The sequence below is a fragment of the Streptomyces sp. CNH287 genome, from assembly GCF_000424825.1.
Window position 1 is genome coordinate 44,348 of sequence record NZ_AUKQ01000011.1, and the last position, 19,360, is coordinate 63,707.

8 protein-coding genes and 3 pseudogenes are annotated in these 19,360 nt (G+C 73.2%); 7 read left to right on the plus strand and 4 right to left on the minus strand.

Annotation, left to right across the window (positions count from 1 at the left end):
* Nucleotides 1-367 precede the first annotated feature (367 nt).
* Nucleotides 368-1,645 (minus strand): MFS transporter, encoded by a 1,278-nt coding sequence (locus H299_RS0111665; protein ID WP_078512657.1) that lies wholly within the window; start codon nt 1,643-1,645, stop codon nt 368-370.
* Nucleotides 1,646-1,981: 336 nt separating this feature from the next.
* On the opposite strand from H299_RS0111665, the pseudogene H299_RS33630 reads away from it, so the two are divergent.
* The 5 genes and pseudogenes from H299_RS33630 to H299_RS40390 all read left to right on the plus strand — a co-directional run.
* Nucleotides 1,982-3,032: pseudogene (locus H299_RS33630) on the plus strand (FecCD family ABC transporter permease).
* Between the two features lies 1 nt (nt 3,033).
* Entirely contained in the window at nt 3,034-3,807 is a 774-nt protein-coding gene (locus H299_RS0111675) for an ABC transporter ATP-binding protein (protein ID WP_027748552.1), read from the plus strand.
* Between the two features lie 14 nt (nt 3,808-3,821).
* Nucleotides 3,822-4,832 carry an ABC transporter substrate-binding protein gene (locus tag H299_RS0111680; protein ID WP_027748553.1) on the plus strand — a complete coding sequence of 337 codons (1,011 nt, stop codon included), beginning with the start codon at nt 3,822-3,824 and terminating at the stop codon, nt 4,830-4,832.
* A 132-nt stretch (nt 4,833-4,964) separates the two neighbouring features.
* Complete coding sequence (locus H299_RS33635; protein WP_037758723.1) at nt 4,965-13,322, plus strand: type I polyketide synthase; 8,358 nt, start codon at nt 4,965-4,967, stop codon at nt 13,320-13,322.
* 42 nt (nt 13,323-13,364) lie between these two features.
* Nucleotides 13,365-13,481 (plus strand): annotated as a pseudogene (locus tag H299_RS40390) (lantibiotic ABC transporter); the annotation flags it as partial.
* 173 nt (nt 13,482-13,654) lie between these two features.
* Here the strand turns inward: H299_RS40390 and H299_RS0111695 are convergent.
* Nucleotides 13,655-14,080 carry a hypothetical protein gene (locus tag H299_RS0111695; RefSeq protein WP_027748554.1) on the minus strand — a complete coding sequence of 142 codons (426 nt, stop codon included), beginning with the start codon at nt 14,078-14,080 and terminating at the stop codon, nt 13,655-13,657.
* 120 nt (nt 14,081-14,200) lie between these two features.
* Nucleotides 14,201-14,404 (minus strand): cold-shock protein, encoded by a 204-nt coding sequence (locus H299_RS0111700; RefSeq protein ID WP_027748555.1) that lies wholly within the window; start codon nt 14,402-14,404, stop codon nt 14,201-14,203.
* Between the two features lie 545 nt (nt 14,405-14,949).
* On the opposite strand from H299_RS0111700, the gene H299_RS0111705 reads away from it, so the two are divergent.
* Together H299_RS0111705 and H299_RS0111710 are read left to right on the plus strand one after the other, a co-directional pair.
* Complete coding sequence (locus H299_RS0111705; protein WP_051262394.1) at nt 14,950-15,549, plus strand: phosphatase PAP2 family protein; 600 nt, start codon at nt 14,950-14,952, stop codon at nt 15,547-15,549.
* 666 nt (nt 15,550-16,215) lie between these two features.
* The gene (locus H299_RS0111710) at nt 16,216-16,983 is read left to right on the plus strand and encodes a vWA domain-containing protein (protein ID WP_027748557.1); all 768 of its coding nucleotides are present in this window, start codon (nt 16,216-16,218) and stop codon (nt 16,981-16,983) included.
* A gap of 615 nt (nt 16,984-17,598) precedes the next feature.
* Here the strand turns inward: H299_RS0111710 and H299_RS33640 are convergent.
* Nucleotides 17,599-19,350, minus strand: a pseudogene (locus tag H299_RS33640) (SMI1/KNR4 family protein).
* Nucleotides 19,351-19,360: the final 10 nt, after the last annotated feature.

Here is a 19,360-nt window from a genome sequence, read left to right on the forward strand (position 1 = left end):
GATCAGGCGACGCAGGTGATGGCCGTGCCAGGGCGGCTGGCGGGTCGAACGTTGCCTGAGGCGGCGCTGGGCGGCGAAGCGGCCCCGCTCGGGCCGGGCATCAGCCTGCGGGCTGGCGGCTTGTGTGCTGGGGCTTGCGGGGCATTCGGCGGGTCCCGCAAGTGACCCCGCACGGTCCGCCCGTCGCTCCTGCGACCCTCCTGGCCCGGGGAACTGCCCGTCGCCGGGGTCGCGTCCCTGCGTCCGCTCCGTACGCGTCGCCGCTGCGGAACGTCAGGCTGCGGACGGCGCGTTCGCCCCGGTGGGCCTCCCGCCCGTGCCGGCAGCGGCAGTTGCCGGGGACGAGGGGTGTGGTCCGCCTCGCCGGTCAGGGGGTGTCGCTGCGGGCGGGGGCCCGGGAGAAGGTACGGGTGCTGGGGACGAGGGCGGCGGCGGCCGGTGCCGTGAAGCAGACGACCGCGCAGCCCGCGAGGACCGGCCTGGTCCCGAAGGCGTCGACGGCGGGGGCGATGAGGGCGAGGCCGACCGGGGCGAGGCCGTAGGAGAGCAGGAAGTCCAGGGAGGAGACCCGGGCCAGTCTGTCCGGGGCGACTTCGCGCTGGGCGGCGGTGAACCAGGGCACCTGGAACAGTTCGACGCCGATGCCCGCGACGGCGTAGGCGGCCAGCACGACGGCCGGGTGCACGGGGAACACGAGGCTGAGCGGGGCGAATCCGTAGGCGGCGAGCCCGGCCAGGGCGGCCCGGCCGGGGGAGCGGGGGCGCCAGCGGGCGATGAGCAGCGCACCGGTCAGCGCTCCGCCGGTGTAGGCGGTCATGGCGCCCGCCAGGACGACCTCGGTGCCGTACTCGTCCCTGCTGATCAGGGGGAGTGCGACGCCGGTCGCGGAGTAGCCGGTGGCGATGACGGCGGTCAGCGCGCCCAGTCCGGCGAGAAACCAGGGGTGCCTGCGGGCCTCGCGGACTCCCTCGGCGAACTCGGCCCACAGGGACGCCCGGCCCGTACCGGCCGGGGCCGTGTTGTGCGCGGCTCCTGGCCGTGCGTCGGGTGCGGGAACGCAGGCCGCTACCAGCCAGAGCAGTCCGATGCCCACCAGCAGGGCCCGGATGTCCAGGAAGACGGCGAGCAGGGCGGCCAGTGAGGGTCCCACGAGGGTGGTGACCCGCACCGCCAGGGTCATGGCGGCGTTGGCCTGCTGCCTGCGGTCGGCGTCGACCACCTCGGCGGTCAGGGCCTGGAAGGCGGGTCGGCAGGCGCCCTGGCCGGCTCCGGCCACCGCGGTGGCCGTCACCATCAGCAGCACGGAACGGTCCAGGCCGACGGCGATCACCGGGGCCGCGGCTGCGGAGGCGAGCCCCGCCCACAGCACGACGCCCCGGCGGGAGTGCCGGTCGGCCAGCACTCCGGCCACGGGCACCGCGGCGATGAATCCGATCGTCCGCGCCGCGAGCAGCAGGCCGAGTCCGGTGGCGGTGAGGGTCCGGTCGAGGACCGCGAGGCCGAGGACGAAGGGCAGGGCCCAGGTGGCCAGGCCCGATGCGGTGGCGCCCGTCCAGAGGCGGAGGAAGGGCGGATGGAGCAGGATCGAACGCTGCTCGAGGGGCGGGGACCCGGCGGAGGCGGGAGGGGCGGAGGGGGCGGGCACGTGGGGCGTACTCCTGTCCTGTCGGGGATGACGGATCGGACGCGAACGGGCCGCAACGTCCCTGCCTGGCAGTGGGGTTGTGCGACGGGAGCGGTCGTGGCGCACGGCGGGCAGCGTAGCGGCGGCAACGCACTATCGCAATGATAATCATTTCCATTAGAGTGCGACCGGTCACCCCTCGTGCAGCCGTGCTAGGTTCCCGTACATGAATATGATTTCCATTAGCGAGAGGGTGTGAAGGTGCCGCACACGACTCCGCCCCCGGTCTCCGCGCCCTCGGCCGACGGGGACGCGGTCGGCCCGGCCGGGGAGCCGGAGTCCCGGGCCGCGGCGGCCGTGCCGGGTCGGCCAGCGCCCCGGAAAGCGCTGCTGCTCAGCTGCGGGGTGCTGGCCGCCGTCCTGCTCGTGTCCGTCGTCGTCGCCATCGGACTCGGCCCCGCGGTCGTCACCCCGGCGGAGACCGCTCGCCACCTGTGGGCGGCTCTCAGTGGAGGGCGCATCGGCTCCGACGAGGTGACGACGTATCAGATCATCTGGCAGATCCGCACACCGCGCGTGCTGCTGGCGGCGCTCGTAGGAGCCGGGCTGAGCGCGACAGGAGTGGCGATCCAGGCCATGGTGCGCAACGCGCTGGCCGACCCCTTCGTCCTCGGCGTCTCCTCGGGCGCCTCCGTGGGCGCCGTCGGGGTCACCGTCACCGGAGGGCTCGCGGTGCTCGGCATCTACGCCGTCTCCGTCGGCGCCTTCCTCGGCGCGCTTGTCGCCTCGCTCCTGGTGTACGCGGCTGCCTCCCGCAGGGGTGCGCTGTCACCGCTGCGCCTCGTACTGACGGGCGTGGCCATGTCGCTGGGCTCAGGCTGTCATGAGCCTGATCATCTACTCCGCGCCGGACGGCGAGGCGACGAGCATGGTCCTGTACTGGACCATGGGCAGCTTCGGCGCCGCGGCCTGGGGCGCGTTGCCCGTCGTCTCCCTCGTGGTGCTGGGCGGTCTCGCGGTCCTGTACCGCTACGGACGGGCGCTGGACGTCCTCTCCCTCGGCGATGAGACCGCCGCGAGCCTGGGCTTCGATCCCGAGCGGCACCGCAAGGTGCTGCTGGTGCTCGTCTCGCTCGTCACGGGCGTCATGGTCGCCGTCAGCGGCGCCATCGCCTTCGTCGGACTCGTCATGCCCCACGTGGTGCGGATGGTCACCGGCGCCACCCACGCCCGCGTGCTCGCCGTGGCCCCGCTGGTCGGAGCGATCTTCATGGTGTGGGTCGATCTGGCGGCGCGAACCCTGGTCGCCCCGCGCGAGCTGCCGCTCGGGGTCATCACCGCACTCGTGGGGGTGCCGGTCTTCATCGCCTTGATGCGCCGCAGGGGCTACACGTTCGGAGGGCGCTGAGGTGAACCTGGGACTCGAAGAACTCTCCGTGGTGACGGACGGCACAAGTCTCGTACGCGGGCTGTCCCTGGAAGTGCCGGACGGCCAGGTCGTGGGGCTCGTGGGGCCCAACGGAAGCGGCAAGTCCACCGCGCTGCGGTGCGTGTACCGGGCGCTGCGGCCCAGTTCGGGAACGGTCCGGGTGGGCGAGCACGACCTGACCCGGCTCCCGATGCGCGAGAGCGCACGGACCGTGGCGGCCATGACCCAGGACGGCGGCGTCGACTTCGACTTCACGGTCGAGGAGGTCGTCGCCCTCGGACGCGCGCCCCACCTCCGTGGGAACCAGGCACTCAGTGGCCGGGAACGCGACCTGTGCGAACGGGCGATGGACCAGCTCGACCTCCGGCACCTCGCGCACCGGGGCGTGCTGACGCTCTCGGGCGGCGAGCGCCAGCGCGTCCTGCTGGCCCGTGCGCTCGTGCAGGAACCGGAGATCCTCGTCCTGGACGAGCCGACCAACCATCTGGACGTCCGCCACCAGGTCGACCTGCTCTCGCTCCTGCGCGGGTCGGGGCTCACCGTCCTCGTCGTCCTGCACGACCTCAACCTCGCCGCGGCGGCCTGCGACCGGCTCGGCGTGCTCTCCCAGGGCCGGCTGGTCGCCTCCGGCACGCCCGCGGACGTCCTCACGGCACAGCTCGTCGGTGACGTCTTCGGCGTCAGGGCCACCGTCGTCCCGCACCCGCTGACCGGCGATCCCCAGCTCCTGTACTCGCTCAACTCCAACCGCTGAGAGGCTGCTTACGCATGCGAACACCCCGAACCCCCGCCACGGTCCGCCGGCCCGCCGCCCTCTGCTCCGCCCTGGCGGCCGCCCTGGTGCTCAGCGGCTGCGGCGCCGAGGTCGCGTCGGACGCCGAGGCCTCCGGCAAGGTCACCGTCAAGCGGTGCGGTGAACCGGTGCGGTACACGGTGCCCGAGCGGGCCGTCGCCTACGAAGGCGGCAGCGCGGACAAGCTGTTCGCCCTCGGCCTGACGGAGCACGTGCACGGCTACGTGATGCCTCCCGCGAACCCGCCGGTGAGCGAGTCCCCGTGGGCGTCCGAGTACGCGAAGGTGAAGATGCTCAGCGACGACCTCCTGAACAAGGAACTCGTGGTCGAGGCCGAGTCCGACTTCGTCGTGGCGGGCTGGAACTCCGGCTTCAAGGACGAGCGGGGCATTACGCCCGAGATCCTGGACAAGCTCGGCATCCAGAGCTTCATGCACACCGAGAGCTGCTTCAACTATCCCGGCCACCCCCAGAAGATGCGCCCCTTCGACGCTCTCTACACCGACCTTGAACGGCTCGGCAGGATCTTCCGGGTCGAGCAGAAGGCCACGGAGGTCGTCGACGGGTTGAAGAAGCGCGCAGCGGAGGTCGAGGCCAAGGCCCCTCAGGGCGATCCGGTGCCCGTCTTCCTCTACGACTCCGGCACCGACCAGCCGTTCACCGCGGGCAACCAGGTGCCCCCCGACGACATCATCAGGACGGCGGGCGGCAGGAACGTCTTCGACGGGCTCGACGAGCGCTGGACCCAGGTCAACTGGGAGTCCGTCGCCGAGGCCGAGCCCGAAGTCGTCGTCATCCTCGACTACGGCGACCTGCCCGCCGAGAAGAAGATCGACTTCCTGAAGAAATCCCCGCGCACCAGGGAACTTCCGGCCGTGCGGAAGGACAACTTCTTCATGCTCGACTACAACGAGGGCATCAGCGGGCCCCGCAACATCGACGGCCTGGAGAAGTTCGCCGCCTACCTGCGCGAACTCAAGGGCTGAGCCACCTCGCGCCACGGCCTGCCCGCAGGGCGGCACCCTGCGGGGACGACGGCTGCCGAGGGCGGTCCTCGCGGGGTGCGGAGACTGTGCCACGATCATCAACCACGTGTGTGCACAGGAGGGTTCGATCAGGTGAGTCCACACGAAGACCTCTTCAGGCCGCTGCCGGAACTCCTTCGGGAACACGCCCGGCACGCCAACGACAAGACCGCCTTCGAGGACCGCCGCTCCCGTCTGACCTACGGGGAGCTGGAAGAGCGGACCGGACACCTGGCCGGACATCTGGCGCGGCTCGCCCCGGCTCGCGGTGCGCGCGTGGCCATTCTCCTCGACAACCGGGTAGAGGCGGTCGAGAGCCTGCTCGCCGTCACCCGGGCGAGCGCGGTGGGCGTTCCGCTGGACCCCGCGTCCTCCGAGGCCGAACTGGCCCACCTGCTGGACGACAGCGGCGCCCAGGTGATCATCACCGACCGTCCGCACCTGGCGCGCCTGCGGCCGCTGTTGGCACGGCACCCGCGGCTGACCGTGGTGGCGGCCGAGGACGGAGCCGGCGCGGTGCACCGCGGCCCCGGCGAGCCGCGGGCGGAGGGCGTCCTGAGCTACGAGGACCTGGCGGGCACCCAGCCGTCCGCTCCGGCCCCGGACGATCTCGGGCTGGACGAGGTGGCCTGGCTGCTCTACTCCTCCGGCTCCACCGGCACCCCCAAGGGCGTTCTCTCCACCCAGCGCAACCGTCTGGCGCCGGTCGCCGCGGGCTTCGTCGGCGTCCTCGGCCTGTCGCGGCACGACCGCCTGCTGTGGCCGCTTCCCCTGCACCACGCCATGAGCCAGGTGCTCTGCGCCGTCGCGGTGACCGCGACCGGTGCGAGCGCCCGTATCCTGCCCCGGTTCTCCGTCACGGAGGTGCTCGCGGAACTGCGCCGTACGGACGCGCCGTACACCCTCGTCGGCGGGGTGCCGACGACGTACGCCGAACTGCTCGACGCGGTACGCGGCCAGGAGAGCGAGGGGCTGGGCACGCCCGCGCTGCGTGCCTGCCTCAGCGGGGGTGCGCCGGCCGGCGCCGTCTTCCGGCAATCCTTCGAGGAGGCCTGCCGGGTCCCCTTCCACGAGCACTACGGCAGCACCGAGGCGGGCCCGGTCACCATGCCCGCACCGGGTGACGGCACGCCGGGCGACTCCTGCGGCCCCGTGGTACCGGGCACCCGGGTGCGCGTCGGCGGCGGCAGTGACGGAAGCGACGTGGGCGAGGGCGAGCTGTGGGTCAGCGGGCCGGGGGTGATGGCCGGCTACCACCGCATGCCCGAGGCCACCGCCGAGGTGCTGCACGAGGGCTGGTACCGCACGGGCGACCTGGCCCGGATCGACGCCTCCGGCGAACTCGTCATCACGGGCCGGGCCGGTGACCTGATCGTCCGCGGCGGGGAGAACATCCACCCCGCCGAGGTGGAGGCGGTGCTGCGGCAGCTGCCGGAGATCGCGGACGCCGCCGTGGCCGGACGCCCGCACCCCCTGCTCGGCGAGGTGCCGGTCGCCTACCTGGTCCCCCGCCCCGGCGGTTCACTCGACCGGAAGCTGATCCTCGCCGCCTGCCGGCGGCAGCTCTCGCTGTTCCGGGTTCCCGCCGATCTGTACGAGGTGGCCCGGATTCCGCGCACCGCCTCCGGGAAGGTCCGGCGGCACGCGCTGAGGAGCGAACCCGCGCGGCTCCTGGAAGCGGCGACCGCGCCGCAGGCGGACCTCCCGGCCGCGGACGCGCTGGCCCTGGTACGGGCCGAGGCCGCGGCAGTGCTCGGCTGCACGGCCGACGAGGTGGAGCCCGGCACAGCCCTCCGGGACCTGGGCATGGACTCGATGACGTCGACGGCGCTGCGCGAGCGCCTGTCCGCGGCGACGGGGCTCTCCCTCTCCGAGGCCGTCGCCTTCGACTTCCCGACGGCCGCCGCACTGGCCGCGCATCTGCGGGCGCGCGGCGTCGCGGAGCCGGCCGGCACCCCGCTCGCGCGACGAGAAGCGCCCCGTGCCGACGACGACCCCGTGGTGATCGTGGGGATGGCCTGCCGCTATCCCGGTGGCGTGACCTCGCCCGAGCAGCTGTGGCAGCTGGTGACCGGCGGGGTGGACGCCATCGGCCCCTTCCCCACCGACCGGGGCTGGGACACGGAGGGGCTGTTCGACCCGGACCCCGGGCGGGCCGGGCGGACCTACGTACGCGAGGGCGGCTTCCTCACCGGGGTGGACCGCTTCGACGCGGCCTTCTTCGGCATCTCCCCGCGTGAGGCGCTGGCCATGGACCCGCAGCACCGGCTGCTGCTGGAGGTGGCCTGGGAGGCTTTCGAACACGCCGGTGTCGACCCCCGCACCGTGCGCGGCTCGGCCACGGGTGTGTACGCCGGAGTCATGTACAGCGACTACGCGGGCCGCTTCGCGGTCACACCGGAGCGGGTCGAGGGGTACCTGGGCATCGGCAACGCCGGGAGCGTCGCCTCGGGCCGCGTCGCCTACACCCTGGGTCTGGAGGGACCGGCGCTCACCGTGGACACCGCCTGCTCGTCGTCCCTGGTGACCCTGCACCTGGCTGCCCAGGCGCTGCGCAGGGGCGAATGCACCCTCGCGCTGGCCGGCGGTGTCACGGTCATGTCGGGGCCGTCCTCGTTCGTCGAGTTCAGCCGGCAGCGCGCGCTGGCCCCGGACGGGCGCTGCAAGGCGTTCGGAGCCTCGGCCGACGGCACGGGATGGGCGGAGGGCGCCGGCATGCTCCTGCTGAGCCGCCTGTCCGAGGCACGCCGCGCCGGACATCCGGTGCTGGCCGTGGTGCCGGGCTCCGCGGTGAACCAGGACGGGGCGAGCAACGGCCTGACGGCCCCGCACGGACCGGCGCAGCAGCGGGTGATCCGGCAGGCGCTCGGCGACGCGGGGCTGACGCCCGGGGAGATCGACGCCGTCGAGGCGCACGGCACGGGAACGCAGCTGGGCGACGTCATCGAGGCGGAGGCGTTCCTCGCGACGTACGGGCGGGAGGCGCGGGAGCGTCCGCTGTATCTCGGCTCGGTCAAGTCGAACATCGGTCACACGCAGGCCGCCGCGGGCGTGGCCGGTGTCATCAAGACGGTGCAGGCGATGGCGCACGGTGTGCTGCCCCGTACGCTGCACGCCGAGGCACCGACCCCACGGGTCGACTGGTCCTCGGGGACGGTGTCGCTGCTGTCCCAGGCCGTGGAGTGGCCCCGGACGGGCCGCCCACGCCGGGCGGGGGTGTCCTCCTTCGGGATCAGCGGCACCAACGCGCACGTGATCCTCGAACAGGCACCGGCCCAGGACGCGCCTGCCGGCGCCCGGCCCGCGCGGCCGGTACGGACAGCGGCGCCGCCCCCGGTGCCGTTCCCCGTGTCGGCCCGGAGCGCCCCGGGGCTGCGCGCGCAGGCCCGACGGCTGCACGACCACGTGGCTGCCGACCCCGGCGCGGACCTGGTGGACCTCGGCTGGTCGCTGGCCACGACCCGTACCGCTTTCGAGCACCGTGCCGTGGCGGTGGCCGCGGACCGCGAGGAACTGCTCACCTGCCTGCGGGCGGTGGCCGAGGGAGTGGACCGGCCGGGTGTGCGTAGCAGCGGCCCCCGCCAGAGGGGCCCGCTCGTCCTCCTCTTCACCGGGCAGGGCAGCCAACGGCTGGGCATGGGAGGCGAGTTGTACGGCCTGCGCGCCCAATATCCCGCCTTCGCTGAGTCGTTCGACGAGACCTGCGCGCTCTTCGACACGCTGCTGCCGACGCCCTTGCGGGAGGTGGTGCTCGCCGGCAGCGGTTCACCGCAGGGCGCGCTCCTGCACGGGACGCGGTACGCGCAGCCGGCGCTTTTCGCCCTGGAGACGGCCCTGTTCCGGCTGCTCGAATCCTGGGGTGTGCGTCCCGACCTGGTGGCGGGACACTCCATCGGCGAGATCACCGCCGCACACGCCGCCGGGGTGCTGTCCCTCGCGGACGCCTGCACCCTGGTGGCGGCACGCGGCCGGCTGATGGGGGACCTCCCCGCGGGCGGCGCCATGGCCGCCGTGCAGGCCGGTGAGGACGAGATGGCCGCCTACCTGGCGAACGGGCCCCGGGCGGTGGACCTCGCCGCCGTCAACGGGCCCTCCTCCGTCGTCCTCTCGGGGGACGAGGCGGCGGTGACAGAAGCGGTGGCGCACTGGGACGGGCGGGGCCGGGCCACTTCGCCGCTGCGAGTGAGCCATGCCTTCCACTCCGCGCGGATGGAGCCGATGCTCGCCGCGCTCGCGCCGGTGGCGCGGGGACTCTCCTACTCCCGGCCGAAGCTGCCCCTGGTGATGTCCCTGGCGGGCCGGACCGCCACGGACGAGGAGCTGTGCTCGCCGGACTTCTGGGTGGACCACGTACGCCGCCCGGTCCGCTTCGCCGACGCGATGACCTGCCTGCGGCAGCGGGGGGCGACGCACTACGTGGAAGTGGGCCCGGAGGCCGTGCTCACGGGCCTGGCGCGGACCGCTCTCGCCGCACCGCCCCCGGCACCGGCGGACCCGGCCGCCCCCGGCGCCCCCGCGCCGCTGGCCGTGCCGACGCTGCGCGGCCCGGAGCGGGAGGCGGAGGCCCTGCTGGCCACGGTGGCCGCGCTCCACGCCAGCGGCGTGCCGGTGGACTGGCGGGGGGTGTTCGCCGGACGCGGCGCCCGGCGCACCTCGCTGCCCACGTACGCGTTCCAGCGCCGCCGGTACTGGCTCGACGCCGATCCGCCGCCCCAGCCGAGGGCGGCCCCCGGGGCGGACGCGATCCCGGACTCCGTCCTTCCGCTGCACCCCTTCCTCCGTTCGGCCACGCCGACGGCGGACGACGGCGGCCTGCTGCTGAGCGGGACGCTCTCGCTGCGCGACCACCCCTGGCTGGCCGACCACGCGGTCGCGGACACCGTGCTGCTGCCCGCGACCGCGTTCGTCGACATGGCCCTGCACGCGGGCGGGCTGACCGGGGCGCCCGTCCTGGACGAACTCACCCTGACCGCACCCCTGCCGCTGTTGCCGGACGAGACCGTCGAGGTACAGGTGAAGGTGGCGGGAGCGGACCGGAGCGGCAGGCGGGCGGTGGTCTGCTACGCCCGCCCGCGCACCGTGGCAGACGGCCGGTCCTGGCGGCAGCACGCCGCCGGGACGCTCGCACCGGAGCAGCCGTCCGACAGCCGGGTACAGGAGGCAGACCGCCCCTGGCCGCCGCCGGGCGCCGTCCCGGTGACCCTGGACGCCGGCCCCGGGGAGGGGCCCGGCCTGTACGCGCGCCTGGCTCGCGGCGGACTGCGCTACGGTCCCGCCTTCCGCGGTCTGCACGCCGCCTGGCGCCTCGGCGACGAGGTGTACGCCGAGGTCGCGGTCCCCGAGGCCGCCACAACCCTGCCACCCGCGCAGGGCGCGCCCCGATTCCCCCTCCATCCCGCTCTGCTGGACGCGGCGCTGCACGCAGTGGCGCTCGGTGGCCTCCTGGCGCGGGAGGCGGCGGGAGAGAGGGAGGAGGGCGACGGTGCGGTGTCACTGCCGTTCGCCTTCGGCGGTGTGCGGCTGCACGCCTCCGGTGCGCGGCGCCTGCGGGTGCGGATGTCTCCCGGGCGCGACGGCCGGGCCCAGCTGGAGCTGGCCGACCACGCGGGCGCGCCCGTCGCGGCGGTCCGTTCGCTGGCTCTGCGGCCCTTCCCACGGCACGGACGGCACGGGTCGAGTACGGCGGACACGCCGGACGACTGCCTCTTCCGTACGGACTGGGTACGCGCCCTGCCGGGCGGACCCGCAGTTTCGCCGGTGCCCTCGTGGGGAGTTCTGGGCGAAGCCGGTTCCCCGGTGCGGGAGGTACTGCTTCCTCCCGGCTCCCCGGTCCCGGTGTACGCGGACACGGCGGCGGCGGGCGCGGAAGCCCCGGCCGTCGTCGTCGCCCCCTGCCCGCCCCCGTCCGGCGCGGGCGGTGCCGACGGCGCCGCCGAGGTGCACCGTACGGCGGCCTGGGCGCTGGGGCTTGTGCAGGAATGGCTCGCCGAACCACGCCTCTCGCGCTCCCGCCTCGTCCTTCTCACCTCCGGCGCCGTGGCTGCGGACGCCCCGGATGGCCGGGACGTCGATGCCCCCGGTACCGGCGCGGGCACGCCCGCACCTGCCCATGCCCCGGTGTGGGGGCTCGTCCGCTCGGCGCTGCGGGAGAACCCGGGCCGCTTCGCGCTCGTCGACCTGGACGGCCACCCCGACTCCGCGCGTACGCTGCCCGCGCTGCTGGCGCGCGGGGAGCCGGAGACGGCAGTCCGGCGGGGGAGGGCGTACGTGCCCAAGCTGGTCCGCGCAACCGCCGCGGCGGACGGGCCGCCGCGGCACGGGCTGGACCCCGAGGGCACCGTCCTGGTCACGGGAGGCACCGGCTCGCTGGGCATGCTCGTCGCCCGCCACCTGGTCACCGCGTACGGTGTCCGGCACCTGCTGCTCGTCGGCCGGCGCGGACCGGACGCGCCGGGAATCCGCGAACTGTGCGCGGAACTGGGCGAGTCGGAAGCCTCGGTGACGGTCCGGGCGTGCGATGTCGCCGACCGGACGGCGCTCGCCGCCCTGCTGGACGCGATACCGGCAGCACACCCGCTGACGGGAGTGGTGCACAGCGCGGGCGTCCTGGACGACGGGATCGTCCCGGTGCTCACCCCGGACCGCCTTGACCGCGTGCTGCGGCCCAAGGCGTACGCCGCCCTCGCCCTGCACGAACTCACCAGCGGTCACGACCTGGCGATGTTCGCTCTCTTCTCCTCGGTGGCCGGCACGTTCGGCTCCGCGGGCCAGGCCAACTACGCGGCAGCGAACTGCGCCCTGGACGCCTTGGCGTGGCACCGCAGGCGGCTCGGTCTGCCCGGCACGTCGATCGCCTGGGGCCCCTGGCAGCAGAGCGGCGGCATGACCGCGCATCTCCAGGACGCGGATCTGCGGCGGATGGCCCGTTCCGGATTCGCGCCGCTCAGCACGGACGAGGGCCTCGCGCTCTTCGACGCCGCGGTCGGGAGCGACCACGCGGTGGTGGTGGCGGCCCGTCTCCACGCGGCCGGCGCGGAAGACGAGCGGCAGCCGGCACCCGCGCAGGCCAGGACGCACGTCCCCGGAACGGCGGCAACTGCCGCGGAGAGCGGCGGCCGGACCTCGCCCGGCCGTCGGCCGGCCGCGGCGCCGCCCGAGGAACGCGGCGCCGCCCTCCTCGCGGAGGTGCGGACCCTGGCAGCCGCCGTGCTCGGCCATGACGAAGGGCAGTCCGCGATCGACGCGGACGACGTCCTCGCGGACCTGGGGCTCGACTCGCTGGCCGCGGTCGACCTGCGCAACCGCCTGGCGACCGCGACGGACCTGTCCCTGCCGCCCACGCTGCTGTTCGACTTCCCCACCCCTCGCGCGGTCGCCGCCCACCTGGAGGAGCGGTGCGCCGAGGAGGTGAGGGCGCACGACACCCGCGACGCTGCTGGTGCTGTGGGCGGGAAGGTTCACCGGCCCGCGTCGCCTGGCACGGCACCTGGCTGCGTTGTCGCAACGCGCGAGTACGACGGGTACGAGCTGCGATCCTCCGCCTTGCCAGCTACCGCACCAGACGCCGCGGGCACACCGGCAAACCTCCCCACCCACAGCACCAGCCACCCGCCCGGTGCGCCCCACGCGCCGGTCACCGGCAGGGAGTCCCCGGACTCCCTGTCCGCCCTCTTCCGCACCGCCTGCGCCCACGGGAAGGCGTGGGACGGCATGGCCCTGCTGACGATCGCCTCGCGCTTCCGCGCGGTCTTCGACAGCGCCGGGGCGCCCGGCGCGGCGAGGGGGGCCGTGCCGCTCGCCTCGGGCGGAACCGGGCCCCGCCTCATCTGCTTCCCAGCGCTCAGTGCGCTCTCCGGCCCGCAGGAGTACGCACGCTTCGGCCTCGGGCTGAAGGGCCTGCGGCCGGTCTCGGCACTGCGCCACCCCGGGTTCGAGCGGCAGGAGGCGCTGCCGGCCACGCTGGACGCCTTCGTCACGGCTCAGGCCGCCGCCGCCCTCGCGTGCGCGGGCCGTGAACCGTTCGTCCTGCTGGGGCGCTCGGCCGGCGGCTGGGTGGCCCAGGCCGTGGCCGAACGCCTGGAAGCCCAGGGTTCTGCTCCGGCCGCCGTCGTCCTCGTGGACACCTATCCCGGTGACACCGGTGCCGACGGCGAGCCGCTCTCCGCCATGACGGCCGACATGCTGCACCGGGCAGCCGAGTTCGCGTCGGACGACCCGGACCGGCTCACCGCGATGGCCGCCTATTTCGATCTGTACGCAGGCTGGGAACCCGCGCGGCTCACGGCCCCCACCCTCTTCGTACGGGCCCGGGACGGCCTGCCGGGCACCGAGCCCGCCCCAGCCTGGAGCCTGCCGCACACCGAAGTCACCGTCCCCGGCGACCACTTCACCGTAATGGAGGACCACGCCCGTACCACCGCCCTCGCCGTGCACCGCTGGCTCACCGCGTGAACGCGGGCGAGCGCGCAGTAAAAGGCGCTGAACGGGCAGTACGCCTACCTGGTGGACACCGCCGCGCAGGGCGGAGCCGTCTCGTCCGGGCGCGCCGCCCTTGCCAGGGCAGGGGCGGCGCGCGGCCCCATGACCGCCAGGCACCGCTCCTTCACCCTCAAGATGTGGGGGACCTCGTGCGGGCCGGCGCCGTCCTCCAGACGCTCTCGCGCGTCGAACGCGAAGCGATGCAGGCGCTCAGCAGACTCTGAGGGCTGTCCCGCGGCGCTTGTCGGCCGGACCCGAACTCCAGGCCGAACCCGAACCCGAAGCCCCGCCGGACCGGAGGGGATTCATCCCCCGTCGCGGCGGAAGTGGTAGGTCTGTGCCGTCGGCGAGCCGGTGACGCTTGCCTCCAAGGTGTCGCCCTCGACCGTCACGTCGAGGCTGACCGGCACGTCCACGGTGACGCACGAGGTCCGCGCCGAGAACGCGATGCGGTAGTCCGACCCGTCCTCGGTGTCCTCCTCGGCCGTCACCTTCGCGCCACCGCACAGGTTGCTGGGCGCGAGGCCGAGGACGGCCTCGCCGTCCTCGCCGACGCGGATCGTGGCCCCGTCGGCGAAGTGGAGGTGCCCGCCGGGCTGTGTCCCGTCCGCCGTCCATTCGCCGACCAGCGGACTGACGGGGCCGGAGTCCGAGCAGCCGGTCAGCGGACCCGCCAGTGAACCGGCCAGCAGGGAGGCACAGATGGCGGTGCCGACACGCGTCCGACGCATGGATTCCCCCGCTCTCCGCACGAACGCGACCAGTATGCCCCGGAGTTGGGCGCCCCGGTAGCGCAAGAAGCCGGGGCCGCACCCAGAGGGGCGGCCCCGGCTACGCCGGACGCTTCAGCGTCAGGCGGGGGTGATGTTCTCCGCCTGCGGGCCCTTCTGGCCCTGGGTGACGTCGAAGCTCACCTTCTGGCCTTCCTGGAGCTCGCGGAAGCCGGTGGCGGCGATGTTCGAGTAGTGGGCGAACACGTCAGCGCCGCCACCGTCCTGCTCGATGAAGCCGAAACCCTTTTCCGAGTTGAACCACTTCACGGTGCCTGTAGCCATGTCATATCTCCTTCGGGGCAATACCCATGGGCCCACACTGTGCGGACCACGAATCGCCGCGATGATTACCCCGTCCGGAAACAAGTACCGGAAATACAAAAATGCACCTATCGGCATCAGTGCCGACAAATGCACTCGAAGTCTTTGGGAACCACAACCGCAACTGAGAAGTACAGTAGCACGGCGAAGCGCATCCCGGAGGAAAATCTGGACTGCCTTAGTGTCGGGCCGGAAAACCTTCGCCGGGTCATACCCGGATTTCTGTGCCCGCGGCGGGAGATTCGCATGCGGAGGCTGTGTTGCTCCGTACACGTCAACCCGCTGCCGGCAGTTCGGCCGACGGTGGTTCGCCCGGCCGCGAGACCGGCTAAATTGGCGGGCAGCGAGGCTGAACGGCCCCGCGCGGGGTGGGGCCAGGCGTACTCGACGGGGGGCTCGTGGGCGGGGAGTTGGCGCCGGATCGCTCGGCCGCAGCAGGGGCACCGCCTACCGGCAGACCGGGGCATGCGGTGCTGCCTCCGTCGCTGTGCGCGCCGCTGGCGGTGATGGCCGCCCTCGCCGCGCTGACGGCCGTCGTGCTGGGGTTCCTCTGGGCCGACCGCAGCCGCCCCGGCACGGTGGACTCGTGGATACAGCCGGGTGCGGAGGGGGTGCGGGAGCCGTGGCGGCAGGCCGCGCTGGCCACGGACTTCCTGGGGGAGCCCGCCGGGGCGGCGGCGCTGGTCGTGGCCGCCGTGGCGTGCTGCCTGCTGCTTCGGCGCCCTCGCGCGGCGGTGCTCGTGGTCGTCGGCTCCGGCCTGACGGTGGTGACCACGAGGCTGGCCAAACCCCTGGTGGGGCGCACCATCCACGACGTGCACCTGTCCTACCCGAGCGGGCACACCGCCTTCTTCACCGCCTTCGCCTTCATGGCGGCGCTGGTCGTGGCCGGGTGGCTCGGCCTTGGCCGGGCCGTCGGCATGGCGCTGGTGGTCGCGGCGGCGCTGGTCGCCGGCGCTGCCATGGGCTGGGCGCAGGTCGTCCTGGGAGCGCATTACCCGACCGACGCCTTCGGCGGCTGGTGCACGGCGCTGGCGGTGGCGCCGGTGACGGCGTGGCTGGTGGACCGGACGGCCGATGCCCGCGACAGGCGTCGGCGCCACTGACCCGGTGCCACCTCACCTCACCTCACGCCAGGCGCCGGAAGACGGGCTTCACCGGCCGTCCGGCCATCCAGGGGCCGGGGTCGGCGGCGCGCAGGCTGGCGCGCACCGTTGGGAGCGGGAGGAGCTGACGCGTGGACACACCCACTCCGCTAACGCCGCCCGCCCCTGCCGCCCGCCGCCTCCCGGCCCTCGCGGGCGCGCTCACCGCCGCCGTGCTGCTCACCCTCGGACTGGGGCGGCGTCGGAGCGCTCACCGAGAACTTCGGGGAGCGACTGCGTCGCCTGGTGCCAGCAGGTCAACGACCGGGCGGAGACGTGGCTTCCCCGGCTGGTGTTCCTGGCGTGGTGCTGTCCGCTGCTGGGCCTCCTCGTGCCACGCCGGTTCGCCGTGCTGGCGCGAGTGGTGCCGGTGTGGCCGTGGCCTGTTTGCTCACCGGCGCGGCTTTGGGCGCGCACGCCATGACCGTGACCGGTGCCCGCTCCTCTGAGTAACGGCAGTGGTGGTGGGTGAACATGGCTGTTGGGCAGATAAGTGAGAGGGTGGGGGATTCGTGGAGTTCGGCAGGCGTGCAAGTCCTGGTGATGCCGCTGGGGACAGATCTGTCAGCCATCGATACCGCCGCCGGAGCGATCGAAGTTGGACCACGGAAGCGGGGGAATCTGGTGATGGCGGCGACGGGCCAGTCTGCGGAGCGTGGACCGGCGATCAGTCTGGTGAAGGTCCGCGCCCAGGCACCGGGCCTGGTGAAGCACTACGAGTCGGCCGCGGTCAGCCTGCGCAAGCACGACCTGGGCGGTCAGCGCGCAGCGGTCTACCTGGTACTCGACCGGTCGGGCTCGATGCGTCCGTACTACAAGGACGGCACCATGCAGCACTTCGCGGAGCAGGTGCTTGCGCTGTCCGCACACCTGGACGACGACGGGATCGTGCCCACGACGTTCTTCTCCACGGACGTCGACGGTGCCGCCGACCTGAGCCTGTCCCACTACAGCGGCCGGATCGACGCGCTGCACCAGGGTCTGGGGCACATGGGTCGCACCAACTATCACTGGGCGATGGATGCGGTCATCGACCACTACCTCGTCTCGGACAGCCGGGCCCCCGCCCTGGTCGTGTTCCAGACCGACGGCGGGCCGACCAGCCGACCGGCCGCTGAGCGCTACGTGTGCAAGGCGGCACGGCTGCCGCTGTTCTGGCAGTTCGTCGGCTTCGGCGACCCGCACGACAACGAGTTCGCGTTCCTGCACAAGCTCGACGACCTCGCCGTCCCGGCCGAGCGGGTCGTCGACAACACCGGCTTCTTCCACGCCGGCGCCACGCCGCGCTCGGTGGGCGACGCTGTGCTCTACGACCAGTTGCTGAACGAGTTCCCCGACTGGCTGAACGCCGCAAGCGCGGCCGGCATCCTGCCCCGGGACACGGCGCGCGAGTGACGGGGCAACGGCAAGCTCGCCGCGCCCTGCCAGGCGTGACCCCACCCTGACTCGGGCCACCTGGCCATTAAGGCGCCATCGTGGATCGGACTCCACCTGAGACTACGGCGAGTGTCCGAAGTGCTTCTAGGCTCTCGCCATGGCTGAGTCCGAACAGGTCGCGCAGGGCACAGCGCTGGTGCACATCGACTACAGGATGTTCGCCCTCGCCGACCCGATGGCAGCTTTCCCCGTCGATATCGAGTCGGTCAATGGCCTGGTGTTCTCCCAGAGCGGTATCGCCGTGATCCTCACCGGTGTCAGCGGCGGCTGTGTAGCGGTCACCGTGGAGGTTCACTCGCACCGACCGGGCTCAGTGGCCACGGACGGCTGGGACGACGTGGTGGATCACACCCTTTACACCGCAGCCGGGCAGGTCAGTGTCCGTTCCGTCATGGAGGCCGGACCTGATCTGCCCCTGCTGACTCCGTACGGACCCGGCCAGTACGGTATCCGGGTACATGTGCGGGGCCGTGATCACTGTCCTGACGGCATCTCCGAGGAAGTGGCCGAGGAGTACCGCATACTCGTATGGCCCCTGAGCCCTGACACCAGCGTCGTCCACAAGCAGACCGATCAGGTTGGCTCCAGTTGGCGCGCCTCATACATGCAACAGGCAACGGAGCGCCGCAGGCCCGTACAGGAGCGGCTGGTGAAGGTGTGCAGCCGACCGGACGTGAGGGCATGGCGTGGCAGACGGGCACCGAACTCCCCGGCGATCGCTTCCAGCAGCGACCGTTCCGTTTGGGCACGGTGCTCTCCGGCACCGTCCGCCTGGGCACCGTCGGCACCGTCCTCCAGGTCCCCGAAGAACCGGCTCGGGTCCAGCGCCGGCGGTACGTCCCCGCTCGATCGGACCTCTCCGTCGACGTAGGTGAACGCGTACTGCTCGACGCCGTCCAGCGCCACCGAGAGGTGGAAGCACGCTGCCCCGCTTCGTGCGCGCTTCCCAGGACGTCATGGGTGCGTTCAGCATGCCGGCATCCCCACCTGTCCCCTCCGTGAGGCGCCCGGGCAACTCCTCGGGCTCCACGCCCTCCACCAGGACGAACCGGTATGAGGTGCGGCCGCCGCCTGACTCAGGCTCTGCGAGCCACGCCAGACCGCCCGGGTCGAGCCCGGGTGTCGGCTCCGGTGCCTCGCCCGGCTGCCCGGCCCGGGGGTGGACAGCAGCTAGCGGCCCCGTGCCTCGGTCCGCAGCGGTCCGAGCAACGGGTCGGCCACCCACCCCAGCGGCGCCAGGTGGTCCGGTCCCAGCCGCTCCCACAGCGGCAGGGCGTCCATCAGCCTCCGCCACGCACCGTCGGTCTCTCCCCACCGCGCCAGCTCCCGTGCCCTCTCGACCGCCTCCCCGAACGGTCCGCCAGGCGTGTACCGGTAGGTGCCCTCGCGCACCCGGGCCAGCGTCGCGCGGGCCAGCGCTACCAGGTCCTCGTCTGCTCCCCGCACGGAGAACTTCAGCGTGGAGTCGTCCCGGTACGAGTGCGCCGCGTGTTCGGCGACCAGCGGCGGCAGCAACTCGGCCGCGTACCGCGGATCCGTCGCCAGCTCATGGAAGCCCACCATGTCGCTCTGTCCGAGCAGGCGGCGCATCTGGTCGCCCAGGCCGGCCGCCCGTGGCCTGCCGTACCCCTTGGCCTCGTCCAGCGTCCTGACGGCCTGTTCCCAGTCGCCGCGCAGTGCCGCCAGCCGGGCCTCTTCCACCAGGCCGTCCAGGCTTCGCGTCGTGGCGTTGTCGAACGCCGGTTCCCCGTCGCCAGGCTGCGCCCGCAGGCTGTGGAACTCCCGGTGCATGTCCCGTATGAACTCGGCGAAGCTCGCGTAGCGCTTGGGTGGCGCGGCCCGCCAGCCCGCCCACGTGTACACGGCCCACTCGCCGTCCTCATCCACGTCCTCGGGATCCATGAGGACGTAGGTCGCGTCGGACTCGACTTCGAGCTGGAGGCCGCGCCGCCAGAGGTCCGCCTCCCGCCACTCCTCGGCCCCGGCATCCTCGTCCAGGTGCTCCTCGAACATGTCCGCCAGGCCCGACGCGTTGTCGTGCCAGAACGCGTCCCTGGTCCCCGCCAGCAGCGTCACGAAACCGCCCGCGTGCCGCCACCCGTCGCTGACCTTGAGGAACTCCCGGTACGACGGGGGCATCCGCCGGCCGAGGCGCTCCTCCATGGCGGCGATCCGCTCCTCGGACGCGGGCGGCGACCCCAGCCATCGGGCCGATCGTGCGGCCTCGTCCTCGCCGTGGTTCGCGTCGTGCGCGAGGGAATCCGCCCATTCCTCGCTCCACCTGAGCAGGAAGGCCCGCCAGTCGAATGCCTCGATGCCCGTCATATGTCCGATG

Bases quoted from the DNA above. Each gene is read 5' to 3' on its own strand.
- H299_RS0111680 (WP_027748553.1), top strand. From the start codon at position 3,822: ATGCGAACACCCCGAACCCCCGCCACGGTCCGCCGGCCCGCCGCCCTC.
- H299_RS0111695 (WP_027748554.1), bottom strand. From the start codon at position 14,080: ATGCGTCGGACGCGTGTCGGCACCGCCATCTGTGCCTCCCTGCTGGCC.
- H299_RS0111700 (WP_027748555.1), bottom strand. From the start codon at position 14,404: ATGGCTACAGGCACCGTGAAGTGGTTCAACTCGGAAAAGGGTTTCGGC.
- H299_RS0111705 (WP_051262394.1), top strand. From the start codon at position 14,950: ATGGCCGCCCTCGCCGCGCTGACGGCCGTCGTGCTGGGGTTCCTCTGG.
- H299_RS0111710 (WP_027748557.1), top strand. From the start codon at position 16,216: ATGGCGGCGACGGGCCAGTCTGCGGAGCGTGGACCGGCGATCAGTCTG.